The sequence below is a fragment of the Paenibacillus sp. GCM10027626 genome (assembly GCF_042676285.1).
In the GTDB taxonomy this organism is placed as follows: Bacteria; Bacillota; Bacilli; order Paenibacillales; family Paenibacillaceae; genus Paenibacillus_Z.
In genome coordinates this window covers 436,378-463,004 of the sequence record NZ_JBHTHC010000001.1, presented here as the reverse complement: position 1 = coordinate 463,004, position 26,627 = coordinate 436,378, and the positions used below count along the sequence as shown (strand labels likewise).

The window sequence follows — 26,627 nt, the reverse complement described above, 5'->3', positions numbered from 1 at the left end:
TTCTGTTCTGAATTATGAGAGTGACTCCAAGTTACACAGATACACAGCTTAGAAACTTTTCTGGAAGGATGCAATTCCATGTCATATAAAGCAATTTGGTCGGGCGATTATTATAACGAAGGCATGAACGCACAGAACGCCATCTTTGATAAACTCGGCGAGGAATGCGGCGTATTCGGCGTCTGGGGGCATCCGGATGCTGCGCAGCTCTGTTACTACGGACTTCATGCACTGCAGCATCGGGGACAGGAAAGTGCAGGAATCTGCACCAATGACGAAGGGGCATTCCACTATTTTCGCGGTATGGGTCTCGTAAAGGAAGTGTTCAATCGGGACAACCTTCAACAACTGGCAGGAAGTGGAGCGATCGCGCATGTCCGCTATTCCACTGCGGGCGAAAGCAAGCTGGAAAATGCTCAGCCCCTTGTATTCAAATATCGCGACGGCGATCTTGCCATCGCCACGAACGGTAACATCGTAAATGCGCCGGAAATCAAGCAAAAGCTTGAAAAATCAGGCTCTATCTTTCAATCGACGTCTGACACGGAAGTGCTGGCTCATCTGATCGCCCGTTCCCGGCATACCGATCTTGTCGAAGCGGCCAAGGAGGCGCTATCACAGCTCACAGGCGCGTTTGCCTTTCTCATCTTGACAAAAGACAAGCTGATAGCCGCATGCGACCCGAACGGCTTTCGGCCATTTGCCGTCGCCCGTATGGGCGGCGTGTATGTATTCGCCTCGGAAACCTGCGCATTCGATGCGGTCGGCGCCTCCTACTTGCGCGATGTTCAGCCTGGAGAGCTGCTCGTGCTGGACCGCGAGAACAACTTGCATGAGGACAGCTTTACAACGCCGCAGCGCCATGCGGTATGCGCGATGGAATATGTATATTTTGCCCGTCCCGATTCAGATATTAATGGCATTAATATTCACGCTGCTCGCAAGAAAATGGGCAAGCGGCTCGCATTGGAAGCCTTTGTCGATGCAGATGTCGTTACTGGCGTACCCGATTCATCGATCTCCGCGGCAATCGGCTTTTCAGAGCAGACCGGCATTCCTTACGAGCTGGGGTTAATTAAAAACCGCTACACAGGCCGGACATTTATTCAGCCGAGTCAGCAGCTGCGTGAACAAAGCGTCAAAATGAAGCTTAGCGCGGTTCGAAAAGTGGTGGAAGGAAAACGAGTGGTCATGATCGACGACTCCATCGTACGCGGCACGACGTCACTGCGAATTGTCAACCTGCTGCGTGAGGCAGGTGCTACTGAGGTTCATGTACGCATATCTTCCCCGCCATTTATGAACCCCTGCTTTTATGGCATCGACACGCCTACACGCAAGGAACTGATCGCCTCAACGCATTCGCTGGAAGAAATTCGCAAAATGATCAATGCGGATTCGTTATATTTTCTCAGCCAGGAAGGCATGCTCGAATCGATCAGCTTTATGCCGCTTGGAGTCAATGGCGGCTGCTGCACAGCTTGCTTTGACAATTCGTACCCGAGCTAACCATTACCTTATGGGGAGAGGCATTTCTGCGTGAATCAGCCTCCCCCGCCCCTTCCATAACGAGGTTTAATTGCTCCCCTCGTCCAATAGCTGCAGCAACGCAGACGGGATCGAAATATGCTGGTTACTTAGAATAATCTGCTGCATCTCCAGCATATCCTTTTCGGCATGCTCTTCTTTAATTTCCTTAATCTCGGTATGCAGCCGCTCCATTCGGTGATCGAGGGCGGTTGCTGTATCGGCGGCAATTTTCAGCTCCTCGGTCAGCTGGCTTGGCACGGCCCGGTCAAATTTGTAAAAGATTTTGTGCTCCAGGCTTGCCCAGAAATCCATCGCAATTGTGCGAATCTGCACCTCCACGCAAACCCGTTCCTGATGATCCGACATAAAGACCGGCACTTCAATCAACAAGTGAAGACTGCGGTAGCCGTTTGGCTTAGGATATTTGATATAATCCTTCACTTCTACAATTGTCAAATCATCATGATTGCTCAGCATCTCGCTCACACGATAAATATCCGAAATAAACGAGCAAGTAATACGCAGACCCGCTATATCTCTTATATTTTGACGTATGCCGGCAAGTGAAACTTCATAATTTTTCCGGTATAGCTTTTTCATGATGCTTTCCGGCGATTTCAAGCGGGACTTCGTATGCTCAATCGGATTATAATCATGCAGCAAATGGAATTCTTCCTTCAAAATCTCAACCTTGGTCTCCATCTCCTGGAGGGCAAATTTGTAGCTCATCATAAATCTTGTCAGCTTATGTCTGAAATTAGCCAATTGATCCAAACGCAATTCAGTGTTCATGCCCGTTCTCCGTTTCCTACTATGTATTGATGTGAAAAGTACATAACAAAAGGATAATACAAATGTTTGCCAGATGCAAACATACGCTCTGTCTGCGCAAAAAAAGCCCGGCAATGTTTATCAACGCGGGCAGCAACAAAATTTACGCCTGAACGGCCTTTTACTCAAGTTTTCTTGCAGAAAGCCATTCATCTTCGTCCAGGCCAAACAAAAAACAGGCTATTTGCGGCCTGCACCGCAAGCCGATCAAAGCAGTAAAGCCGCACAGCGCTCCAATAAGCGGCTCCAGCCAACCAATAAAAGTGACGTATAAAGACCAAAAAAACAATAATGACAAGTTTATTGTAATATAGTCCATTACTTTTTTCATAACGCATCACCCTGTAATAGTGTATGCCTCAGCGACCGTTTCTGCTCATCTCATCGTTTTGCGGAGAGGTGCCACCTCCTAAAATTGAAAAAGGACACCCCCGGGGTGCCCCCGGGGTGTCCTTTCTTCTTCCCCCTTTTCGCTTATTTGCCGGCAACTGCTTTCATCAGCATTTCTTTCCACGATCCGAACGAGCTTATGCTTTTAATAAAACTGTCCAGTTTGTCCACCGGAATATTTTTGAAGTCGAGCAAGCTGCTCACGTCAAACCCGCTTTTTTCAATAAATGTCTTCACGGAATCAAGCTTTGTATTGTTTGCGATAAAGGTATCAGTAATAATGTCGGCCAGATTCAGATTGTCCAGATCCAGCTTTCCGCCTGTGAGATCTCCTGCCATTTTGGCCAGCTTCCCGAAGTCCATCGTTTTCCCTCCCAAAGTATGTAACGAAAAATTAGCATCTATTAGCATACCATGGGACAGCAGCGAAGAACAGTTCTGAAAGTCGCGGTTTAAACAGGAATAAGGGTAAACTCGTACACTCCGGAATGAAGCTCGACAGTTACGCCTTCCCGCTCCGCCGAGCAGCCAGTGATGCCTTGCGGCAGGCTTGCAGCCGTACCGTTAACAGCATTCCAAATGGTGGCGCCTCCCTCGTAAATCTGCGCAAACTGCATCCCGCTTGCTAATCCAGGCTTAAATTGCGCCGTCATCCCGGCAGGCAGATTTAGACTCAGGCTGATCTCTCCCGATTGCCGGCGCTCCCACTTCACAGCCACTTTTCCGCGTACTGTTGCGATGCTCGCTTCGGCGAAGGTGAGCTCGCCAGTGAAATACGGACGAATTAACGCTTTGGCAAAACCGGGTGCCGCGGATTGAATACCAGCGACATACTCCTGCAATAGACGCGCAGGATAGCCGTTCCAGGCATGACAATGGGATTCGATATCGTCCCAACCCTCCCACATCGTCTTCGCGCCCTGTGCGATCATATAGCCCCAGCCCGGATATTCTTCTTTGCCGATCAGACGGAAGGCTGTCGCCGCATGCCCGTTTTCAAACATCATCCGCAGCAGCGGCAAGGATAATACGGTTTTGGCTTCCCAGTCTTTCGCAGCCGTATAATCGATTACGGCCTGACGGTCCTCTTCGCTTACAAGTCCTGAGAATACCGCCAGTCCATTCACACCCTGGTGCGCCGCGGCCGATTCCGAGCTGTCGCGGAACCGCTTTGCGCCCTCATCGAACAAATGGGTTAAAATGCTGCTGCGCAGCGCAGCGGCTTTTGCTGCATACTCCGCCCCATCCTGCTGGCGTCCGGTCTTGCGGGCAATCTCCGCCACAATCGTTATCGCTTGCCACAGCTTCACCTGCTGTACGGTCAAATATTCGCCGGCATGGTCGACAGTCGGATAAGGCCAGTCGCTTATATGCCAGCCCTTGCCGAGCGGCACTAGCCCGGTTTCCGCATTTTTCGTGCTATAGTAGTAATCAATCATCTCGCAGGCTGGCTTGTAGTTCATCTCCAGTAAGCGTTCATCCCCTGTTGCCATGTACACCTTCCACAGCAAGGTGGCAAAATGCAAATCCCATTCCGGAATTTGCAGATAAAAATCAGGATGCTCGTAGTTGGACGGAAAAACGAACGGGAATGTCCCGTCTTCCAGCTGTCCATCGGCAAAGTCGCTTAATGTTTTTTCTAGCACTTGCCGCGAACCGAAATTATAGAGCAGATTTTCAGCCTGCAAATCTGTATCCGCCAAATATTGCGCCTGCTCTCTGTGCGGACAATCGACCGGTTGACCGAGCGTATTGTTTTTCTGCGTCTGAATGCTCGCTGCGAACATATCGTTGAGCAGTTGGCTGGAGCACTGGAAGGCGCCTTCCTGCGTCATATTGGTGTAAGCAAGCTGGATGCCCAAATTTGCGCCTGCGGCAATCGTTTGCGGATAACCGGTCACTTCTATATAGCGGAATGCTTTGTAGGAGAAGTCCGGCGTCCACATCTCGCACTCATCGCCGCGCATCGTATATTGGTCAAAGTAATTACCGGAATACTCGTTGCAGACATTGTGCTTTACGCGGCCATGCTCGTCCAAGTCTTCGGAATAACGCAGCTGGACCGTTACGCCCGCTATTCCTTTGAGTGTGAGCCGCGGCCAGCCGGATACAATTTTTCCCGTATCGAAAACTTGCACGTACTCGCCCTCAGCGACAGACGCCGCAGGCACTTTCAGCTCAATCGGCGTAATGTCCTCCTCGACAGCGCCTTCCGGAATCGGCTGCCAGCACATCGGCCATTCATCTTGTCCGATAGCGGCCTTAACGGCAGCCGTACAGCGCTCAGCGGCAAAGCCCGCCGACAGCCACGCCGGGTCCAACATCCGCGCATCGTAATCTTCGATCGCCGACATGCGGCGATGTTGCTGATAGCGTGTAACCGGCCGATGCGGCATTTCCTTCAAAGCCTGCCACGACGTATCCGTTTTGACCAGCAGTTCCTTGGCTCCATCTGCATAAGTTACATGCAGTTGCAGGCGGAAGCCCGGCAAGCCGTTGACATAGTTTTGGCCGCTGCCTCCCAAATAGTGAGCGGCTGCTGCAATGCAGTTCATACCCTGGTTCAGTTCAGCCGCAACATCGTACGCGACGTAATATTTGCGCCGCTTGATCTCTGTCGGAGCCGGTGTTCCATTGCCGCTTAGACGTTTTCCGTTCAAATAAACTTTCATAAAGTTATGCGCGGAAGCAAACAGCTTCGCTTCGACTACTTCGCGCTCAAGGGCAAACTCTTTGCGCAAATAGGCAAAATCGTTGACGAAAAGCCGCTTCGTCCTCCAAATCCAATCGGCCTTCCAATCCGCTCTGTACAATCCCGTATCAAAATAATCCGCGGCAGATTCCGCATATTGGCCGCTCTCATCCCATACCGCCACTTTCCACCAGTAGCGCGTGCAGCTATTTAGCGGCAGGCCGCTATAGTCCAGGTGAACCATGGCGCCCGTTTTTTGGCCGCTGTCCCATAACCGGGAGCCGCCTTCCAGCAAATCCTGCTCTGTTAAGGCGATCCACACCCGCGATGCCGCCGGCATGCAGCCGCGCTCTTTGCTTTGCAGATCCCACGAAAAACGCAGTGACGGAACATCGAGCCCCAGCGGCCTGATCAAGCCATTTACTTGTATATTCGCAATTGTGAGCATGCTCTTCCTCCGTTGATAGGTGATTGTTACAAGCCAAATTGTTCTTGCTAATCCAAGGATAATACGCGGTTTAGCGCAAAAAAAGGGAGCGTTATGGTATATTTATAGGTGGATCGCATCCTTAATGGGGGATAAACTGTCACTATGTCAAAAACTACTTACCTGCTGGAGGGCAAGATCTACTGGCGAACAGATATGAAGCTCAGTATTACACGGGAAAGAGAGTTCTTTTCTTTGCCGCTTCATGTGCATGACTTTATTGAAATTCATTATGTCGCCGAAGGGCGTGGCCACCATTATATCGGCGAGGAATGTTTTGTCGTCGAGCAAAAGGATATTTTCGTTATACCGATTGGCACTGCGCATGTGTATCGGCCGCTCTCCCCGGAGTCGAAGGATGAGCTGATCGTATACAATTGTCTCATCGGGCCAGAAATGCTGACAAAGTTGCAAGAATCCTGGCCATTGCCCGATGAGCTGCACGGCCTGTTCGGCACGAGCAGCGGGCACAGCTACCGACGTTTCAAGGACAATGCCGGCGAAGTGCGGCGGATTATGGAGGGACTGCATAAGGAGCATATGCTGCGGCAGCCCGGTTACGAAACGTTCATGTGCGGGCATCTCCTCCATCTGCTGCTCACGCTTCATCGGCTGAACACTTGCGAAGGCGCGGCCTCTTTTGCCTACTCGGAAATCGGGGTTGTATTCGATTACATTGACCGTCACTTCGCCGAGGCGCTGACGCTCAAGGAGCTTGCGGACCTGATCCCGATCAGCGTCAGCCATCTGCAGCGTCTGTTCAAGACCGCTACCGGTCAGCCGTTCACTGAATATCTGCAAAATTTGCGGATCGAAAAAAGCTGCGACCTGCTGCTCCAGTCCAGTATGAGCGTTGCTGAAATCGCAGCCCGGGTCGGCTACAAAGATATTAAGTTTTTTCACGCGCTCTTCAAGAAGAAGACAGGCATGCCGCCGCATCAGTACCGGAAGCGTGAACGTGTACGGCTGGTATAGTAAAAGGGCAGCGACGCCACAACAGGTCCGCTGCCCTTCATATTTTATACCAATGCGGCTGGAATTGTAAGGAAGTATAGAGTAAAATAGTTGTATAAAAGTGAAACTTTGTTTCGTCTATCGAAACAAGCCAAAGGTCAGGTGAGTGTACAGTATGACTTATCAATTCTATGGGCTGGATCATGTTCAACTGGCAGCGCCAGAAGGCTGCGAAGCGGCGGCACGGCATTTTTTTGAGACGATTTTAGGCTGGAAAGAGATACCGAAACCTGAACAATTACAAAAGCGCGGCGGCATCTGGTTCCAATGCGGGATACACCAGGTCCACATCGGCGTCCAACAGGATTTCGTTCCAGCCGCTAAAGCTCATCCCGCCTTCCAGGTGCAAAATCTGGATGAGCTTCGCAGTAGACTGCTTCTGCAAAATGTGAACATAATAGACGATGAGGCTCGATCTGATGAAGGGATTAAACGCTTTTACGTTAACGATCCTTTCGGCAATCGGTTGGAGTTTTTAGAGTGGCAATAAATATAAAAGAAGAAGCGGCCTGACGCTTCTTCTTCATGTCGTTCGCACATTTATTTGATCTGCTTGCTTAGTTGCTCCACCTTTTCCTTCACAAGCCCTGTGACCTCTACTACTAGATCAATATCCATCCCTTTACGCAGCATATTGATGGCAGCTTTCCCCAGTCCTTGTTCTACGCCTTGCTCGAGTCCCTTTTCGAGTCCCTGCTCAAGTCCCTTTTCGAGTCCCTTTTCAAGTCCCTGCTCAAGTCCCTGCAAAATAGCTTGCTCCCGAATCCATTCCAAATTACGTTCCAGATTGGAGATCACGACACTCATTCCTTTCTTATAAATTTGTTCCACCATGTGCTGGACTTCAGCTTCCTCGCCTTTATTTTTCATCAATCTCCGCAAGATATGCTCAAACCAAGTGGCAAAAGCTTGGCGCTGCTCAACCGGAGTTTTATCAATGGTCGGAGCTAGTTTTTTAAACAAATCGACTAGTTCATCAACTTTCAAATGTGTATTTTGTTCAATAAGAAAAACTGTTCCGATCAAATTCGATAGCTTTTCCAAATCCTCTGTTGTGTACCGACAGACATCTAACAGAAAATATGAGAAATTCAATAAATGTTCGCCTTCAAATAAACCATCATCAGCTAAAATTCCACGGAATTCAAGAGGCACTGACCAAGAATCGCTTCCGTTATACAATACTAGCGGGACAATTACAGGTAATCTGAATCCCTTGCGCTCCTTCTCTGCGCGGGGCGTGTCTCGCATGATTTGCCGCCATATTTCCACTTGGTAAGAAAGTAAGCGCCATGGCATAAGCGTATCAACTGTTGATTGGAGTTCAATTAAAATATAGAAAATTACTTCACGGTCTCTAATTTTTACTCGGTAAACCAGATCCGCTTCTTTACCGCTGAAATCTTGCAAGATGTAAGACTTATCGACTTTTATAATATTTGCTTCATCGATCTGATCGACCCATCCCCGTTTAACAAAAGACCGTAGCAACTCAAGGAAGATTTGTTTGCTTGACAATAGATGCTTATAGCCGCGGTCATGTGGATGGCGGACAAATTCACTACGCCGTTTTCCCATCCCTGATCCTCCTAAGCAAATTTCATGTATAAGCTTTATTATACCATAACAAGCAATAATCACACATTTAATTCGAGCACAAATAAGCCTGCTAAGACTCAAGTCTCGGCAGGCTGTATTGCCCTCCTATAATATTCCATTTTGGCCGCCGTACATGAAAAAAAGTTGGTGGCTTACAGTCCGTCGAACTAACGAAACGGAGGAGGCTGTCGATTTTCTATGGACAACGTTTTTTGGTCGCAGGTGCAGGCAAATATGAGCCATGTGGACACAGGATCCGTTATTTGTCGAAATCCGGCTCATTCGGAGGCTTCGCGGACACACGATCCGTTATTTGCTGGTTTTGCCGGGTTTTCGTGATGTTTTGAGGCAAATAACGGAACCAAGGTCCGCCGCCCTGCCGTTTTGGCACATTTGTTCACAAATAACGGATCTACGGTCCGCTCAGGTCTCTCAGGTCTCTTGCCCACGTTTGCCAGTTTCGTCAGCCTCAGCCAAACATTATTTGAATTGCTTCAAAAATTGCACCGCTTTGGCAATATCCTCTTCCGGATTTGTCCCGACCTCGCGCTCAATCGTCAAATAGCCTTTGTAGCCGATATCTTGCAGCGCTTGGATGTAAGCAGGCCAGTCTACTTTGCCTTCGCCCAGCGGCACTTCGCGGAAGAATTCTCCGCCGGTAGCCATTTCAGCCAGCTTCTCATGGCTCAGCGGCTCGAAGCCCAGGGAGCCATAGATGATGCGCGGATCTACCTGATGCAGGCGGATGCCGTCTTTTGCATGTGTGTGCACGATGTAATCCTTCAAGTTATGCACGCCTACGACCGGGTCATCGCCAGTAACCATAACCATGTTGGCCGGGTCGAAATTGACTGACAAGCCGTTGGTGCTCAGCGTATCGAGGAAGCCCTTCAGATGTGCCGAAGTTTCCGGGCCGGTCTCAATGGCAAAGTAAGCATTTAAGCTTGTTGCATAGTTGCTCAGCTCTTCACACGCCGTTTGCATCGAATGATAGATCTCACCGTTCACATCGTCCGGCACGATACCGATATGAGTCGTAACGATGTTCGTCCCCAGCTCTACAGCGAGGTCGAGAATCCGTTTCGACTTTTCTATTTTCCAGGTATTTTCGTTTTTATCCTGGAAGCCGTGACCGGCCAAGTCGCCAACGAGTGCCGAAATCTCCAGCCCCAGTGATGCGATATAGTCTTTCAATTCTTTACGCTGAGCAGTGGACAGATTGTCTGGATCCATCTCGCCACTCACTGCATAGATTTGCACGCCATCTGCGCCTACTTTTTGCGCTTTAACAAGTCCTTCACGGACTCCTACTTTAAAGCTGTCAACGATAACACCGATTTTATTGGGAATCGCCATCTCTTATAACCTCCGCATACTTTGTAAATTATGAATAGCCTTCAACTGCAAGCAATGCCGCTTAACATAAAGATAAGCAGCATCGCAAGCTAATATTCTACACTTCGTCCCAGATGCGGCGGACATTTTCCAGGCCGATCTCGGAGCCGAGGCGGCAATCTTCCATACCTTCAAATTCGATGGACAAATAGCCGTCATATCCGGATTGCTTTACAGCGCGCAGTACGCCGCGCATATCGATATCGCCTTGTCCGGCGATGGCGCCGCGCAAGTAGTTGCCCGCTGTAGTCGGGAACCAGCCGCGGCCCGGATTTTCATTGGCCGGACGCAGGTAGAAGTCTTTAATATGCACCATGGAAGCGATCGGCAAGTTTTTCTTCGTAGCAGCGACAGACTCCTCGTCCGCACACATGAAGTTGCCGATATCAAGCGTTGTACGGAAGTTAGGACGGTTTACCGCATGGACCAGCGCTTGCACCCGGTCGCTCGCTTGAATGTAATAGCCGTGGTTTTCCACGCTGGTCGTAATGCCGTATTGAGCGGCATGATCCGCGATGCGGCGGCAGGCTTCAGCCAGCTTGGGCAGGTCTGCCATAAAATTGCTCACCGCTACATCAGGACGCGAAGCAACGTCGTGACGCATCAGCTTAACACCAAGCGCGGCAGCGTTGTCCACTTCTTTCATTACGCGGGCAATTTCTTTTTCATATTCTTCTTCGCTGTCTACAGCGAAGTTCGCACCAATGCAGTAATTGGACAGCTCAATGCCCACTTGCTCGGCATGATTGCGAATTTGCTTAATCATTTCAGGGTCCAAATCAAATCCAAACGGCACGATTTCAATATGCTCTCCGCCGTGCTCCTTCACCCAGGAGATGGCGTCGAAAATGGTCATTTCATTCGCTTGAATGGCGCGGGACAAACTGTAGGAGCTTAATCCGAGTTTCATCTTTGCTCTCATCCTTCCTTGCTGCCCGCTTGTAGACAGCAAATAAGTTATTCGCGGGAATCAAGGCGATAGGCAGCGCAAAACAGGTTTGCTTATCTGTATATCGCCTTTCACTTCCTTTTTTTAGATCGGTCTCAAAATTGGCTTAGTTAAAGTGCACTTCAGCGCCGGTTTGTGCAGATTCATAAATGCCGCGCAAAATTTTCATAATTTCCACGCCGTCTTCAACCGGGCTGATTGGCTCGCTGCCCGTTTTGATGCAGTTAACAAAATGATCGATTTCGCCTTGGAAGGCGCGCGCGAAGTCGAAGCCCTGGGCATCCACCTGCGGATCAATGTTAAGAATCGTGTTGTATTTTTCCGTGATGATGCTGATAGCAGGATCGACCTCCAGGCCGCCTTTCGTGCCGAACAGCTTAACCATCGCTTCATCTTTTTTCGCATGAAGCGTGAAGCTGACATCCACCATAATCGAAGATCCATTTTCGAAGCGGATCAGCGCATTCGTCATATCTTCTACTGTATTGAGCTCAGCGTTGTAGTCCGCCGCTTTATAGAAGGACAGATTTTCAATGTGGTTGCGGTTGCCCAGCTTTTTGTAAGTATTGCCGCTTACCGATTTTACTTTTGGACGGCCCATCAAGTACCAGCACAGGTCAATGACGTGCACGCCGATATCGATCAGCGGACCGCCGCCGGAACGCTCCACATCGGAAAACCATCCGCCCGGGTTGCCCAGACGACGGATCGAGGACGCTTTCGCATAATAGATTTCGCCTACATCGCCGTTTTGAATAAATTTGTTCAGCATTTGCGCATTAGGATCATAGCGGCGCACAAAGCCGACTTGCAAAATTTTGCCTGATGCACGAACAGCCTCTTGCAAATCAAGCGCTTCCTCAACCGTGCGGCAAAGCGGTTTTTCTACCAGCACATGCTTGCCGGCTTGTACAGCAGCTTTACTGATTGGGGCGTGCGTATTGTTCCATGTGCAAATGCTGACGGCAACGATTTCCGGATTGGCCAGCAATTCATTATAATCTGTATATACATGAGAAGCGCCGTATTTTTTAGCAGCAGCTTCAGCTCGTTCCTTGTTCAGATCGCAAATCGCAAAAATTTCGACCTCGTTGTTTCCTTTATAGGCGTTCAGATGCGCTTCAGAAATGGAACCTGCGCCGATGACGCCGATTTTCAAAGTACTCATTTCTTGTTATGCTCCTCTCTACTTTTAGACTTTATTGGTCTTATGTCTGTATTATAATAGTTAGGGGATGGAAAACCATGAATTACATTGCTATTGTTTTGTATTATTGTGCGCTTTGAGGTCATCGCCATTACGCTGCAGCCCTCACGAAATAGCCGGACAATCTCTTTAACCGACAACTCCTGTGCGCTCCACGCTTTCCACAAAATAGCGCTGAACAAAGGCGTATAGCACAATCAGGGGCAAAATGGCCAGCAATATTCCGGTATCGATCATTTGCGCGACTACGTTCGGATCCGGCTTGTAGTTCGGATCTCCCAGATATTGCGCGGCATAATAAGATGAAACATTGGGACCGAGAGAAGTAATTTCCGTAGACATCAGGTTCACCTGCCCCATAAACATAGAGCTGTAGAAGGTATCGTTCCATTGCCAGACGAAAGAGAACAACATGACAGTAATAAGCGGAGGCAGAGCATTAGGCAGCATAATAGAATAAAAGGTCCGAATCCCCCCTGCCCCGTCGATCAGCGCCGCTTCCTCGATTTCCTTCGGCATGCCGCGGAAAAACTGGCGAAAAATATAAATATACAGTCCCGATTTTAAGCCGTTGGCCGTAAGGGCCGTAATAATCGTTGGCCAGTACGTATTAATCAGATTGATGCCGCTGTTCCCGGAAAAGAGCCCCACAATCCCCAGCGGGTTAAAGTGGCGGAACTGCAAATACATCGGCACGATCAACGTTTGCGTAGGCACAAGAATGGTCAGAATCACCAGCATGAACAGTATTCCTTTGCCCTTGAACTCAAATCTGGCGAAACCGTAGCCAGCCAGCATGCAGGTGACGGTCTGGAGAATCATCGTCAGGGCGCTTAATGAAAACGTGTTCCGGAGGGTGGAGAAATAGTCCATCACATGGGCGGCCAGTTTGATGTTGTCCAGCGTGAAATGCTCCGGAATGAGGAATACGGTCGGGTTGTAAATATCTTCCTCGGCTTTGAAGGCAACCGACACTTTCAACAAAAGCGGATAAATGATGACAAAACAGATGCCGGCGACAAGCACAGTCCGAAAAACGATCCACAGCCATTCCTTCGGCTTGTTTTTCCACTTTAGCGCTCTCAGCTTGTAATCGATGCGCAGATGCGATGGCGTCACGGACGACTCCCCCTTTCTCTTCTTTGATGGGAATCTGGACAGATTCCTAGTTGTAGTAAAATACTTTACGCGACACAAAAATGCCAACGACGACCAGGATAACGGAAATGACGAGCGTGTACAGCCAGGCCATCGCCGAGCTCAAGCCGAAATTTTGCGCCTCGAAGGCGGTTGAAGTAATCGCGGCGGTCACCTGGCTGCCCGCGAATGAATCGATAATGGTATAGATGATATTCGTCAAAATGAGCGGGCTCACCATCGGCAGCGTAATTTTCCAGAAAATTTCGTAGCCTGTCGCCCCTTCCATCTTTGCTACTTCATACATGGAGCTTGGTATCGATTGCAGCGCGGCCAAAAAAATGAGGATCTGGACGCCGGAGCTGCTAATAATTTCATAGATTTGGCTGACAGCCCCGACGATGTACCCGATAAAAGCTTCCGGCATCCCCGATTCCAGGAGCATCGTCTTCAGCTTCATTCCAGCCATGAGCCCGGCTGCGCCTAGGGTCTCCCCATTTTCGGCCATGGCCGCCGTGTTCCCGTTCATCAATGTCAGCAAACCGGATAATTCGGCCGAAGAAATCGCTCCAGAAGCCAAAATGACTGGCAAAAAGAACAAAGCTCTGGCCAGCGCGCGCCCGCGGAACCTTTGATTGATCAGCACGGCGGAAAATAAACTGAAAAACAAAATCAGCGGAACATTAACCACCATATTCATGACCGATTCCGTCAAAATCCGGTTAAATGCCGGATTGATGTATAACGCTTCGACATAATTATGCCATCCGATAAAGTTAAGATCGAAGCCGGAAACGTTCACCTCCAGCTTGCTAAAACTGAAACGGATCGATTCCATGAAAGGAACCGCAAAAAGGATTACAAAGCCAAGAAGCCAAGGCATAATAAATAGCCATCCGAGCAGCGCTCTTCTCTTGGCCAGCGTCAGCTGCAGCCTGTTCACTGTTTCCCGCCTCCTACCGCGAAGTTCTCCGCACCGACCGAGATACCGTCTAGAGTAACAGCCTGTTTGCCATAATTCACGATGATCGATTTGCCGTTATCGTAAACCGTTCTGTACACATCGTCCCGCAGTTGCTCGTGACCGGTAATGCGCGCGCTGCGGACCTGGCTAAGCGCTCCGTCCAATTGTTCATACATATCAGCGGCGATCTCGAGCCAATCCGCATACTGCACCGAAAACCAGCGGTCGAACTCCGTAAATTTCAGTTTCGACGATGATTGGTAGGAAAACAAAAAGTGCAAACTGGCGCCGTACTCCAGATGCTTCAGCAGTTGCCGCCGCGGGTTCGAATCATCTGCCAAATTGACCGGCGAGCCCGCATAGTCGACAAAGCCATGCAGCACCATTTGATAAAACGGCACGCTTTCATCGGTAAGATTGAAGCCGCTGTCCTCCATCGGCACATCGACGACATGTCGGGCGTATGGAAGCGAGTAACCATTCCCTCCTGCCACAAGCAAATCAGGAATTGTGCCCGCCAGCTTCGTGAGTTCCTCCACGACCGTTTGCTTGGCGGCTTGGCGGTCCAGCACATTTTTTACCCAAAAATCCGAATTCAGCGCATCGCCTAAATCCCTTAAGGACAATCCGGCCATCCCGAGCGGTTCATAGCTGTCCAGAAACTGCTTCACATATTCGGGCAGTTTGGCGGGAGACAACAAATAATAGCTGCTTTTCGCAGCATCCTGCCTCATCCTGGCCAAATCGTAAGGGTTCCGCTCCGCCACTTCCCGCGTTACCAGACGGGCGGCGTCTTTGGACGGTTGAAATCCCCCGGAATTGTGAAACACATGTTGAAACGCGACATCAGGGTACAGTCCGCCCCCTTGCTTTTTCATGCGCAAGTCTAAATTTTGCATACCGGACTTGCCGCCCAGTTTACGGTCAAGCGCCACTTTGACAGGGATGGAATGATTGACGCCGCCGTTGAACCATCCAAGATAGCGCATTTGGATTGGGGCCGCATTTCGTTCATGCAGCTTATCGACGATCCGCTCCGCTTCTGCAAACGTCGTCATCGCCTCCAGATCCTCATACGGTACGCCGAGGAACGATTTTTTCTTTGGTATCGAACCAATCAAGTCGATATACAGCGGCATCGCTCCGTCAAGGCTGCGCTTCTGCAATCCGTAACGGTCGATCAGCACCTGACGATACTGGTCGGCCATACCTGATAAGTCTGCCTCCCCGCCGGCCATAAAACCGTACCTCACTGTGATGTCTCCCTGGTAACGGTCGGGCGAAACGATCGGCATACTTGACATATTTCGCCCGCTCGGCATCAAGACCGAATCGACCGTGCGCAACTTAAAACTGCTGTACACGTAATTGTAGCTATTTTTCTTGCCGCTGACGTCGGCACGGATGCTGGCGAGCGCATCGCCCTGTTCGATCATGCCGATCAGCGCTTGATCCCCTGATTTTATGCCAAATACGGGGAGACGTGCGGTTTGAATGATTGGCGGCTGTCTGCGCGCGCTGTTCGTCTGATCGAAGCCGTAAAGCGGCTGGAAGTACGGGTCCTCCTTGATTTTGCCGTTATTAAGCCGGATCAGGCTTCCCGAGCCGTCAGGAACGAATAGATAGCCCTCGTCCGACTCCCCGGCGGCTCCGAAATACATCAACATATCCAGACTAAGCAATTGGACCTTTTCCGATTCTGCAATCTCATCCGCCGGGATGGTCGCAAGCAGCTCGCCGCCGTCCAATATATATTCGATTGGCACGAAAAATCTCGGCTTCGCCGACGCCGCTTCGCCGCTTGCTCCATTTTCAGCGTTGTCGCGCTGCAAATCCTCTTCCGTATAACCGGCTTTCTGGAAGGCGGCGAGCACTTTGTTCAAGACGAGCACGCTGGAGAGCGCTTTGTCCATCCGTTCATATACGGCCTCCTCCTTCAGCAGTTCATATCGGCGTGTAATATACCGCTGCTCGCTCTCCTCCAGCTTGCTGAGGACGGCTGACTCCATTCGTTCCTTGCTGATCCGTTTCGGCAGCGCTTCGATTCCTTTGGACATGTCTCCAAGCGTATATTCGACCCTTAAACCTCGATCGATCGACAAAATTTGGAATTGCTTTTTCTCAATACTGTCGTTGAAGTTGAGCATCGTACCCTCGATCTTTTTCGTATCCAAATAGGTAAGGGCAAATTGGGATGAAAGCGCGCCTTTTTCATAAGGGGAAGCAAGACGATCCGCATCGCGCTCCCCGGGATTCGTCGACCACAGCTTGCCGCTCCGTTTGTCGCGGATAGCAACCTCCGTCGTCTCCGGGTTTATATACAGAGCCAGTGTCTCGTTCTGCGCGGCAAGCTCCATTCCTTCCACCCGATTCGCGCTGCCAGCCGTTAGCGGCCGAAAGGGCGTCCCCTTCGTCTTCACCTCAACCGCTGTACCTGCCGCCGCAGCGCTCGCTGAAGCAGCTGATTCTCCCTTCCCCTTGGCTCCGCCCGGGATGAGCCAAGGTCCAGCGACCGCGCTTGCCGCGATGATAACCGTTGCCGCCGCAAGGATGATTGAACGTTTCATTTCGCTCCCCCTAGTTTCTTAACGTATATTCCTTGTATAGATTAAAAACGAAGTCCGTCATTTGCTGAACAAGATTGATAAACAGCAAACCGAGGAAAATAATGATCCCCATCACCACAACCGTCAGCGCCATCGTAATTAACGTTTTGCTTACAGTAAATTGATGAACAGTCATCGTTCCAATAAATAGGAGCCATACAAACCAGATCACCGCAACGGTATGAAACAGGTAATAAAAGCTCGTTTCCTGCGGAGTCATGAAATTGCTGATGAGCGTGCTCGGCAAAAAAATCAATATCATGGGAAGGAGAGCGTAAGCCGTAGCCATCACAATATTGCGGAATGTTCCTTCGCCATCCATCAGCGTCGTCAGGGACCAATTCGAAACCGTCCATAATGCAAATGGGATAAGGACATATAGCATCTCATTGAGGCTGTTAAAGCTGCGCGGGTCTGCGAAATTGACCAAAAAACCGCTATACTGACGCATAATGATGATGGCTGCGACAAGCATCAGCAAAATTGAGAGCGCAACCTTCATCCTGCCTTTTCCTTCGTACTTCAGGTCCCAGTAGCCGTCGAATGGATGAAAGATCAAATGAAACGGAAACTTAAGAAAATCTTGCTTCACTTTGCGCCCCCCTCTCTTTTCTCCATTTTCGGATAAACCGGTAAGCGACCGCTGCAGCCGAAAGCAAAGTCAATGCTGTCAGCGCAACGCCAAAATATTCCCTGATCCATTCCTTCCGATACCGTTTGTAGGCAATGCCGTAATACTTCCGGTTCATGCCCAGCTCGAAATATTCCAGCGCTTCTTTATTTTTGCCTTCGCGCAGCAGCGCTTTGCCTATTCCGATGTAGGCGGCATCATAGTTCGCATTAAGCCGCAGCACCTCTTTCCAGATCTCGGCAGCTTCCCGGTCTTTGCCTTCATATTGGAGCGCAGTTGCCTGATTGACGGCCCGTCCGTAGTCGGTTGCTTCAAACGTATGTACCCGTCCGCCCATACGATCAAGCACAAACAACCGTTCGCGGAAAGCCTCGATAGCGGCCGGCGCTTTAAACGTCCCGGCCTGGGCGCCAAGCTGTCCGAAAACATGCAGCAGGTTGCCTTCCTGATCGTATGTGAACACGCGGCCGCGCCGGCTGTCGAGAGCGCTGTACATGCCGCTGCCCGTCACTTTGATATCAACAAAATAGCTCGGACCCTTGAGCGATCCGCTTAAATCATAACGGACATCCCCCTTGACCGGAAAATACCCGAATCGCTTGAGCGTATCCGCTCCGGAAGGATTTAGCCGTTTGATCGGTTCATCCGAGTACGGATCGACGTTGGTCGCATAGACGAACCCGCGGCTGTCGAGATCGAGGTTGGTGAACTCCGTCGGGACAAACAACACCATTTTGTCGCGCTGCGCTTTCGTGGAAATCATCTTCCAGAAATAATCGCCGGCATCGGGACGGACCCTGTTCGTTCCGATATACCCGATAAATTCGCCTTGATCGTCAAATTGCATAATCCCTTCAAATACGCCTTTGGCAACTACATATATGCGTTTGGCCTCATCGGCACCCACCTTGAGCGGCGCAAAAACGAAGCCGGGCGGAAGGACATCGGAAGCCGGCTTTTGAATGATCGTTTCCAGCTGCCCTTTCTCGTCCAGCACAACAACTCGCCCGTTGCCGGTATCGGCCACATAAAGTCCTCCTTCCGGCGTAACAAAGACGCCTCCGGGAGAATTGAAACTGTCTTTGGCCCCATTATGATCGAAGCCGGTCAAGACGTTCAGCAGCTTGCCCCCCCGATCCAGTACGATGATCCGATTGTTGCCGGTATCCGCCACATACAATCTGCCTTCCGCGTCCACGCACATATCCTGGGGTTCCTTAAAATCCCCGATGCCAAGCGAGCGGCCTGTAACCTCCCCTTTGGGTAAATAAGGCGCTGGTGACTTTACATCATTTTTCCAATAGTCGTAGTTGTAGCTTTCGTAAGGGGCTGAAACCCCAATTTCTGTGAAAAGAGGGCTCGAAAGGCCGGTCAGAAACATAGCAAGCAGCAGCCATACGATTCTTTTCTTCAACGCACCCATCCTCCTTAGTCCTTCATTCCTGACGTCGCCATCGTTTCGATGATCCGGCTCTGGAAGAAAACAAACAGAGTAATCGGTACGCTCATCAGCATCAACGCCACAGCGGCGCCAACGCCGGCCCGGGCAATTCCGCCCTGAATGATCTGTCCCAAGGCAAAGTTCAACGTTTTCAGCTGCTCGCTGTAAATAAACCCGTTTCCGTTCGTGCCCCAAAGCATCTGAAACAGCAAAATAATCAGCGTATACCATGCCGGCCTCACGTTGGGCATGACGACGGTCCAGAAAATCCGATACTCGCTGGCGCCGTCAATTTTGGCCGCCTCCAGCAGCGCATCCGGAATTTGCTCCATAAATTGCTTCATTAAATAGAGGCCTAGGGGAAAAGCGAAGGCAGGGATAATAACCGCCCAATAAGTGTCCACGAATCCAAGCCATGACATAATGATATAGTTCGGAACCGCCGTCACCTGCGACGTAAACATCAGCGCCAGTACGACGATCCCGAACATCGCCTTTTTGGCGGGAAAGCGATGCTTGGCAAGCGGATAAGCGGCCGCCGAGGCGAGGAGCACGTGGCCGACAACGCCCAGCCCTGTAATAAACAGCGTATTAAAAATATATCTGGTAAAAGGAACCCATGAGCCGGACACCAAATTGAATAAATCGCTAAAGTTATCCATTGTCGGGTTTCTGACGAAAAAACGCGGAGGAAACAGAAAAATTTCATCCAGCGGCTTAAAGGCATTGTTAATCGCATAAAGAAGGGGCAGTGCCATAAATCCCCCCATGACGGCAAGCAGTACAAATAAGGAAAGGCTGCCGTAAAACGAGCGGTTAACTCTTTTCTTCCTCATTCTGATGATCGCGGCTCTGCCCATTATGACGCACCTACCTTGCGGAGCATTTTTTGAATCAACAGGTTGACGCCGATCATCATGACAAATAAAATTGTCGCAATGGCTGATGCGTACCCCATTTCGAAGCGGATTGTGCCGTAATCGATCAAGTGCGTCACAACGGTTTGGGCCGCGTAGTTCACGCTCGGGAAACCGGCCATTTGAATGGACACATCGGCGACAGCGAAAGAGGTCGTAATTTGAATGACCGCACCGAACATCAGCTGCGGCTTCATCGACGGCAGCGTTATATACCAAAGCTCCTGCCAGCGGTTTCTGACTCCGTCCACCGCCCCGGCTTCATAAAGCGTTTTATCCACCGTCTGCAGGCCGGCGATGAAAGCAAGGAATCCCGTTCCCAAACTAAGCCATAGCTGCACAAGAATAATGATCGCCAGCATATATTTCTCTTCTTTCAGCCATAGCACTGGTTCTTGAAGAAACCCGAACTTGAGCAGGAAACCGTTTAAAATGCCATAGCGGTCGCCAGAAAAAATAGTTTGCCAAATAAAGTAAATGTTCCCTGAAATGGATGGCGCAAAAAAGATAAGTGTCATCAGTGAGCGCACTTTCGGTCCCAGATCGTTGATCATCCACGCGAACAGGAAACAAGCCAAATAACTGACCGGTCCGGTAATGACGGCAAATAATATCGTATTTTTCAAGGCGATCAGAAAAACGTCGTCATCGAGAAAAAGCCGAGTATAGTTTTGCCAGCCGATCCATCTCGGAAATTCCAGCAAATTAAAATAAGTGAAGCTGATGACGATTGAAATGACAACCGGCAGTACTGTAAACAGGCAAAACAAGACATAATATGGACTCATTAGCAAATAAGAATGCTTGTTCCGCTTTAAGTCCTGGAGGATACGGCGCCAAAGCGGCGGGCGAACCGGCAAGGCGGCTGCGGTTTCATGTACCTCATTCAACATCGGGGTACCGCGTTGCACATCGAAAGCCTCCCTTTATTATTCTGGTAAATTAAACTCATTGCGTTTGTGTTTCATTTCCGCTTTAATGTACTGCACCGATTCTTCCAGCGCCTCCCGTGGCTCGACTCCATTATTGATCACTGAATAAAAGGCATTGATCAGATGTCTTCCTGTGAAGTACCCGCCAGGCACCTCCGGAATACCCTGCACCCATTGGGACTGCTCAGACAATTGCTTATAATCCTCTACCGGCCACGGCAAACGGTTAAAGGCTTCCAGATTTGCCGTAGGATAACGGGCTGCGGCTCCCATAAGCCCTTCCATCTCGCGGCCGAATTTCGTTTGCACTGCTTCGCTCGTCCACCATTGCATAAAGGTCCACGCCGCCTCTTTGTCTTTCGCTTGCTTCATCATCATGACCGCGCTTCCCCCGCCCGGTACATCCCGCCGGATCGTGCCATCTTTGAGCCGTGTTCCCGGCACGGGAACAAAGCCCCATAAACCGCGAATTTCCGGGGCGAAAACGGCCAACTGGTTGTACATGGTGAAGTCGGCTATTCCGATCGGCATTTCTCCGGTGCGGAAACGGTTGGCAAAATCATATTCCGGCGTCAGCCGGTAATCTGTGTAATATTCCGTCCACTGCCGGAAAGCCCGCATTGACGTCTCCGAATCGAGCGCGGACAGCTTGCCGCCATCAGCGTAAAACTCGCCGTTGTTCTGCAGCAGCAGCATGGCGAACATCGCATTCGGCTCCAGATTTTGGCCAGCCATGCCCGGAGCGGAAGCAACCGGCTGCGGGAGGCCGAATTCCATATGCCTTTTGCCGAGCACAGGAATGAGGCCGGCAAGCTCCTGCCACGTCTGCGGCACTTGCTGTTCCAGTTCCTTCATAATATCTTTGCGGTAAAACAACATATTGTACGTTTGCGTTTCGGGCAGCGCATAGAAGCCTTTTTCGTATTGAAACGGCACCATTGCACTGCTGCGGAAACGCTTCGCCACCTCTTGAAATCCCGGGAAACCAGACAAATCCGCTACCGCCTGACGCATTGAGAAATTGACAGGTATGCTATTATCGACATTCATCGCAACATCCGGTCCCTCGCCTGACACGGTTGCCGGTAATAGGACATCCATCTGAATCAACTTCAAGTTAACCTTGATTCCCGTTTCTGGCGTAAAAGAATCATCCAACATGGATCGAATGACTTGCGCCTGATCGCGTCCGCTGCCGATCCATACAGTGATCGATTTAGATGCCGAACCGTCTGTCACTTTCCCGATTTCATCGTAATTAATCACAAAGGACATGAAAAACTGAATCAGCATATGCAGCAGCTTTGCCCAAAACGAGGCTCCCTTGGCCGGAAACTCATCTGAAGGCGATGCAATGTAAATGGAGTCGATCTCAAGCGGAAGCTCTTTCACGCTCAACATCCATGTGCCAAGCGCGCCGATATTCGCTTTGAATGAATCGAGTCTCTTATGAATCGTCTCGGGACGCTCGGTAAAATCGGCCAGCTGGTCGGCCAGCGTTTCCAGTACCGCCTGCTTGTCGCTTCGTTTGCCTGTTTGCTGTTCAAGCTCGATTGAAACCGCCTTCAATCTGTCGCTTTCTTCCTGGAACGTATCGAGCAGCCCAGGCAGCTTTTTCTCCAGCTGGTAGTCGCGCATCGGATCGGGAATAGAGCCCGTGATCATCAAAATACGGCGGTAGGCCTCATTCAATTGCAGCAAACTTTGCTCCGCTTTTCTGATGGAGGGTGCCATGTCGCCCAATGCGACTTCCAAACGCAAGACATGCTTGCCTTCAGTCAAGTGAAACAGATAAGGCTCTTCCGTTCTCCCGAGCACTTCGAGACGCCAATCGTTCCCGTAAGCAAACTTCAGGTTGGCGGCCTCCTTAAACGGGATTTCCCCATCTATACGCAAAATCCTAGTCGAGTTCAATCCTCTGAGCAGGTTCTGCTTCACATGCAATCCGATTTTGTACAAACCGGTTTTGGGTACATCAACATTCCATTCGATCCACTCGCCGGGCACGCGCCAGTTGTTGCCCCCAATGGTGTTGATCTTGATTTTGGCGGCATTATAGGGGGTCACGGCTGGACTGGAACGATCTGATAGCGGATATAACGTTGGGGATGAAGTTGCTAAAGGCCGCTCGCCTTGAATTTCCAGCATCGTTCCTTGTGCTGCATCCCGATCCTGCGGATCGTAAGAAGCTTTCAACTGTTCATATGGTAATGGGACATGAACCGGCAACAGCTTGATTTGCCCGATGACCATAGGCTCGCGCTGCGAGATGAGCGTTATCCGATGCCGCCCCTTGGAAAAGTAAAAGGCGAATGGCTCTTCATGAAAGCCTTGGGCGTCTTTCAAGACTTCCTCCTGCCAGGAAGGATGCTCGGCCTGCTCGGGCCGCAAGTCGTTGCCATTGTCATCCTGGGCAATGCTGTCGCGGGCATTGCCCCATACGCGGTGAAACTCAAGCTGAGCCGCTTCGGAAAAAGGCACTTCGCCGTCAATCAACAATGCCCGCTGTATCGATGAACTTTTTCCTTCCACGGGATAATATTGAATAGCGATCCGATACATTCCCTCCTGTTCCACCTCGGCATCCCAGAAGATGGAGCCTTGCTCCCCTGTCCTGACCGAAACGCCCGTTTGCCCTTCATAATCGGCAAGCTTCTCCGGCTGCATACCCTCCGCACCGCCATAATCTTCAGCTGGCAATAGCACTTGAGTGTCGGGACTTTCTTTGGCGGCGTGCTTCCGGAGGTAATCGTCGTAATTGCCGCCTTGAACCGCATCGTACATCACATCGTCAAGCTCAAACGATTCAGCTGCCGTATTGTTTGCCACATATGCGGCATGCGATTTGCCATATAAAGGAAGCAATGCGGTGAAAAGCATCACAACCGCGATCGAACCGACGATCAGGCTTTTTCCGATAAATCCTTTGCTGAACAACAACCGCTCTCCTCCCTTTGGCTCGTTTGCGGTTTTGCCGTCGCAGACCTGATTCCCGCGCCGGCAAAACCGCCAAGGAACCTCTCTGCATATCATTTGGCCTGCTTATACACCGTATCGATGGCGTCCTGCGCCTGCTGCTTATATTTTTCGATCGTCGAAGAAACCGATTTACGATCCTTAATCGTTTCATAAACGACGTTTCCGTACGGATATTTATCGATAGCATAGTAGAACTGCGGCGCTTTCTTCCCCGCTAACGACAGCAAAGTGTCGATGTCTTCCTGATGCTTGAACATTTTTTCCAGCCATGTTTGTCCAGGGTAGTCCTCCAGCTTCGGCAACGTTTTGATTTCCTCGTAAAGCTTGTAAACGATTTTCGGATCTTTGACGCCTTTTGGAATGAACCAGGAGCTTTCATAGCTCGGATATGTAAACTCCTTGCCTTGCGGTCCTTTCGGGAACGGTACAAGGCCAAAATCAAAATTGGTGTACTGGTTTGCCATCCAATCCCATGCATAGGCCATCGCCACATCGCCGTCGGCAAAAGCTCCGCTTTCGCTATAGTCGGTAAAATTGCCGGTTTTCGATTTCACTACTTTATCTTCATTATAAATTTTGTTCATAAATTCAAAGGCTTCCACCGTTTTCGGATCGTCAAGCGTCTGCTTCCCTGCGCTGGCATCCATAATTTGTCCGCCGTTGGAGGCGATTAAGAACAGTCCCATTTCATCTGTCCAGCCGGAAAGCCCCCAGGTGTCGTTCTTGCCGTCATTATTCGTATCTTGCGTGGCTTGTTTGGCGATTTCCAGCATTTTATCCCAAGTCCATTCGCCTTGGGCGACCACTTCATGCAAATCTGGCAGACCGAGCTTCTTGAACAGGTCGCGGTTGTATGCCAAGCCCCCGCCACCAGCGCTGACGGGAATGAAGGAATAATCGGCGCCAAGAATTTGCTCTCCCTTTGCGATAATTTCATTGCTCGTGTTGATGTCGTTTTCCGGTGACGTAAATTCCTCCGCCTTTAGCAATTGACCGTTCAGCGCTGCAGGAAGGGCCCAATTGTAGCCCAGCCAGACGATATCGGCAAACGGTTCTCCGGCAAGCACCGTAGTCGTAAACTTACTCAAATATTCCTCGCGCGGAACATTCAAAAACTCGAATTTTACATTATATTTTTTTTCAACTTCATCGATGCGCGCCAGCTCATCCTTCATTTCCGGCTGCGGCCTTTCATCCCACCAGGCGGCAATACGTATCGTGCGCCCGCCAAGATCGATCGCTGCTTCTTCCGGTTCCTTTTCATTGGAAACGGATTCCTTATTCTCGCTGCCCGATTTACCGGTATCGGCTGGCGAATTGTTATTTAATGACTTATTCCCGCCATTATTGCCGCTGCTGCAAGCAGCAAGTGTAGAAACAATGGCAAAAATCAGAGATACCGTTAAAAGCCCTTTCACTTTTTTCATGAGTGAACCTCCCTTTCAATCCCTTTTAATTGAATTACAGTATAACAGCATGATTTTCCCGTTTGCCTAAATAACGCTTGTTTTACGTTCAAGATTTAGCGCCTGATCGTGCAATTCGGTTGTAGCCGGCCTCACCTCCCTCGAGTAATATCCTCACATGCCGTTAGCGTTGCTACAACAGTGACACCTTCTCTTGATACAGCTTGTGAATCATTAGCGTAGCAGTCCCGATCACCACATTATCCTCACCGATTAAAGCGTTTATGATAAGCTCGTCTTCATAAGCCGGCGGAACGGTAAAGGTGCGAATATGCGCCCGAATGATTTGCATACATTTCGGGGATTGGAGATACCATCCATCCAAAACTACCTGATCCGGACTGATGAAATTAATGAGATCGGCAATGCCTTTGCCAATGAGAAACAACGATCGTTTCAACGCCTGCACCACCCACGGCACTCCCTGCTCATACAATTCCAGCGCATCAGCTATCGTTTCTGGAAGCGGCATATGGCCCCGTCTTAGCGCACGGTTGCGTATTTTGGCCAGACATCCCGGTGTGGACAGCATAGGATCGCGCATCGTTGTCACTTCCCCGGCCATTCCCCGGAATCCAGAGTAAATTTGGCCGTTCAAAATTAAACCAGCGCCAATCCCGTCGCGAATCGAAATATACAACACATTTTTCACATCAAATCGCGTTTTTAAGTAGTATTCCGCAAAAGCAGCGGCGTTCACATCGTTCACTACATGAATTGGGACATTGAAACGCTCGCTTAGCCGTTCTTTGAGATGGAAATTTTCCAGCTCCAAAAAGAGCGAATACGCAATTGTTCCGCTTGACTCTTCCACAATACCGGGCAGGGCAATGCCAATCCCTTTAATTCGTGAAAAGTCTGTCAATCCCGATTTTTCAATCAGCTGATGCAAGCTATGGACGATTACGTCGAATACCTGATCATTGCCTTTGACAGCAGGAAGATCCAAGCGCGCAATCGGCTCGCGGTAGAAATTGCAGAGCATGCAACTGACTTGTTTATTAGACAGGCTGATCGCGATGACAAATCCTTTGTTGCGGTTAATTTGCAGCGCAATCGCTCTCCTGCCTGCTCCGGTCGATGCTTTTTCGCCCGTTTCTTCAATAAAGCCTTCTGCAATCAGTTCCTCGACTAAAGAAGAGATCGTCGCAGGGCTTAAGTTTGTTGTTTTGGCGATTTCCGCCCGCGAAAGCGTAACTTCCCGATGCAACAGCCCGAGTATCGTCGAGCGATTGATCTCTTTCATCAAATGAACGTTGCCTCTAAGGTGCTTCATGAAATTCATCCCCCTCGACACTCTGAAATGTAAACACTTTCATGCCTTCTTTACCCGTATTATATTTGCCAATAATTAATTTGTACAGTAAATTAATTAAACTGAGAAATCGTTCCCTTTTCTGCTTCCCTCTGCTACTATTTAGACGTAGAATAGATTTATAACACTGCTTGATTTTACTATT

General features: G+C 50.0%; 21 protein-coding genes. 3 read left to right on the top strand and 18 right to left on the bottom strand.

All coding sequences use genetic code 11. From position 1 onward, the window contains the following. The first annotated feature begins 78 nt into the window (after nt 1–78). Nucleotides 79–1,509: an amidophosphoribosyltransferase gene (gene purF / locus ACFQ0N_RS02240; protein ID WP_379322713.1), complete on the top strand. Its 1,431-nt coding sequence runs from the start codon at nt 79–81 to the stop codon at nt 1,507–1,509. A gap of 66 nt (nt 1,510–1,575) precedes the next feature. Here the strand turns inward: purF and ACFQ0N_RS02235 are convergent, their stop codons facing one another. The 4 genes from ACFQ0N_RS02235 to ACFQ0N_RS02220 all read right to left on the bottom strand — a co-directional run bounded on the left by ACFQ0N_RS02235 (nt 1,576) and on the right by ACFQ0N_RS02220 (nt 5,891). Beyond that, nucleotides 1,576–2,322 carry a GTP pyrophosphokinase gene (locus tag ACFQ0N_RS02235; protein WP_379322712.1) on the bottom strand — a complete coding sequence of 249 codons (747 nt, stop codon included), beginning with the start codon at nt 2,320–2,322 and terminating at the stop codon, nt 1,576–1,578. A gap of 160 nt (nt 2,323–2,482) precedes the next feature. Continuing rightward, on the bottom strand, nt 2,483–2,692 hold the full coding sequence (locus ACFQ0N_RS02230; protein WP_379322711.1) for a hypothetical protein: 210 nt from the start codon (nt 2,690–2,692) through the stop codon (nt 2,483–2,485). A gap of 143 nt (nt 2,693–2,835) precedes the next feature. Further along, a complete protein-coding gene (locus tag ACFQ0N_RS02225) occupies nt 2,836–3,114 on the bottom strand; it encodes a hypothetical protein (protein ID WP_379322710.1) in 279 nt (92 codons plus the stop codon). A gap of 89 nt (nt 3,115–3,203) precedes the next feature. Continuing rightward, complete coding sequence (locus ACFQ0N_RS02220) at nt 3,204–5,891, bottom strand: family 78 glycoside hydrolase catalytic domain (protein ID WP_379322709.1); 2,688 nt, start codon at nt 5,889–5,891, stop codon at nt 3,204–3,206. 144 nt (nt 5,892–6,035) lie between these two features. Here ACFQ0N_RS02220 and ACFQ0N_RS02215 point away from each other — a divergent pair, with 144 nt between their 5' ends. Together ACFQ0N_RS02215 and ACFQ0N_RS02210 are read left to right on the top strand one after the other, a co-directional pair. Next, nucleotides 6,036–6,905: a helix-turn-helix domain-containing protein gene (locus tag ACFQ0N_RS02215; RefSeq protein WP_379322708.1), complete on the top strand. Its 870-nt coding sequence runs from the start codon at nt 6,036–6,038 to the stop codon at nt 6,903–6,905. Between the two features lie 154 nt (nt 6,906–7,059). Beyond that, entirely contained in the window at nt 7,060–7,434 is a 375-nt protein-coding gene (locus ACFQ0N_RS02210) for a VOC family protein (protein ID WP_379322707.1), read from the top strand. Between the two features lie 50 nt (nt 7,435–7,484). Here ACFQ0N_RS02210 and ACFQ0N_RS02205 read toward each other — a convergent pair whose 3' ends face one another. The 14 genes from ACFQ0N_RS02205 to ACFQ0N_RS02140 form a co-directional block, all read right to left on the bottom strand. Continuing rightward, nucleotides 7,485–8,522 (bottom strand): Rpn family recombination-promoting nuclease/putative transposase, encoded by a 1,038-nt coding sequence (locus ACFQ0N_RS02205; RefSeq protein WP_379322706.1) that lies wholly within the window; start codon nt 8,520–8,522, stop codon nt 7,485–7,487. A gap of 501 nt (nt 8,523–9,023) precedes the next feature. After that, on the bottom strand, nt 9,024–9,899 hold the full coding sequence (locus tag ACFQ0N_RS02200; protein ID WP_379322705.1) for a sugar phosphate isomerase/epimerase family protein: 876 nt from the start codon (nt 9,897–9,899) through the stop codon (nt 9,024–9,026). A gap of 97 nt (nt 9,900–9,996) precedes the next feature. Then, nucleotides 9,997–10,848, bottom strand: a complete 852-nt coding sequence (locus ACFQ0N_RS02195; RefSeq protein WP_379322704.1) for a sugar phosphate isomerase/epimerase family protein — start codon at nt 10,846–10,848, stop codon at nt 9,997–9,999. Between the two features lie 145 nt (nt 10,849–10,993). Beyond that, entirely contained in the window at nt 10,994–12,055 is a 1,062-nt protein-coding gene (locus ACFQ0N_RS02190; protein WP_379322703.1) for a Gfo/Idh/MocA family protein, read from the bottom strand. A gap of 168 nt (nt 12,056–12,223) precedes the next feature. Next, the gene (locus ACFQ0N_RS02185; protein WP_379322702.1) at nt 12,224–13,213 is read right to left on the bottom strand and encodes a carbohydrate ABC transporter permease; all 990 of its coding nucleotides are present in this window, start codon (nt 13,211–13,213) and stop codon (nt 12,224–12,226) included. Nucleotides 13,214–13,259: 46 nt separating this feature from the next. Next, nucleotides 13,260–14,174, bottom strand: a complete 915-nt coding sequence (locus ACFQ0N_RS02180) for a carbohydrate ABC transporter permease (protein WP_379322701.1) — start codon at nt 14,172–14,174, stop codon at nt 13,260–13,262. Further along, nucleotides 14,171–16,762, bottom strand: coding sequence for a DUF5696 domain-containing protein (locus ACFQ0N_RS02175; protein WP_379322700.1), 2,592 nt, complete (start codon nt 16,760–16,762; stop codon nt 14,171–14,173). The genes ACFQ0N_RS02180 and ACFQ0N_RS02175 overlap by 4 nt, the downstream gene beginning before the upstream one ends. A gap of 10 nt (nt 16,763–16,772) precedes the next feature. Next, nucleotides 16,773–17,393 carry a Yip1 family protein gene (locus tag ACFQ0N_RS02170; RefSeq protein WP_379322699.1) on the bottom strand — a complete coding sequence of 207 codons (621 nt, stop codon included), beginning with the start codon at nt 17,391–17,393 and terminating at the stop codon, nt 16,773–16,775. Next, the gene (locus ACFQ0N_RS02165; protein WP_379322698.1) at nt 17,374–18,855 is read right to left on the bottom strand and encodes a gluconolactonase; all 1,482 of its coding nucleotides are present in this window, start codon (nt 18,853–18,855) and stop codon (nt 17,374–17,376) included. The genes ACFQ0N_RS02170 and ACFQ0N_RS02165 overlap by 20 nt, the downstream gene beginning before the upstream one ends. Nucleotides 18,856–18,860: 5 nt before the next feature. Beyond that, the gene (locus ACFQ0N_RS02160) at nt 18,861–19,733 is read right to left on the bottom strand and encodes a carbohydrate ABC transporter permease (RefSeq protein WP_379322697.1); all 873 of its coding nucleotides are present in this window, start codon (nt 19,731–19,733) and stop codon (nt 18,861–18,863) included. Continuing rightward, nucleotides 19,733–20,683, bottom strand: a complete 951-nt coding sequence (locus tag ACFQ0N_RS02155; protein ID WP_379322985.1) for a carbohydrate ABC transporter permease — start codon at nt 20,681–20,683, stop codon at nt 19,733–19,735. Before ACFQ0N_RS02155 ends, ACFQ0N_RS02160 begins: the two co-directional genes overlap by 1 nt. Before the next feature lie 36 nt (nt 20,684–20,719). Next, nucleotides 20,720–23,662: an extracellular solute-binding protein gene (locus tag ACFQ0N_RS02150; protein WP_379322696.1), complete on the bottom strand. Its 2,943-nt coding sequence runs from the start codon at nt 23,660–23,662 to the stop codon at nt 20,720–20,722. A gap of 89 nt (nt 23,663–23,751) precedes the next feature. After that, nucleotides 23,752–25,128: an extracellular solute-binding protein gene (locus tag ACFQ0N_RS02145; RefSeq protein WP_379322695.1), complete on the bottom strand. Its 1,377-nt coding sequence runs from the start codon at nt 25,126–25,128 to the stop codon at nt 23,752–23,754. A 172-nt stretch (nt 25,129–25,300) separates the two neighbouring features. Beyond that, on the bottom strand, nt 25,301–26,443 hold the full coding sequence (locus tag ACFQ0N_RS02140; RefSeq protein ID WP_379322694.1) for an ROK family transcriptional regulator: 1,143 nt from the start codon (nt 26,441–26,443) through the stop codon (nt 25,301–25,303). Nucleotides 26,444–26,627 lie beyond the last annotated feature (184 nt).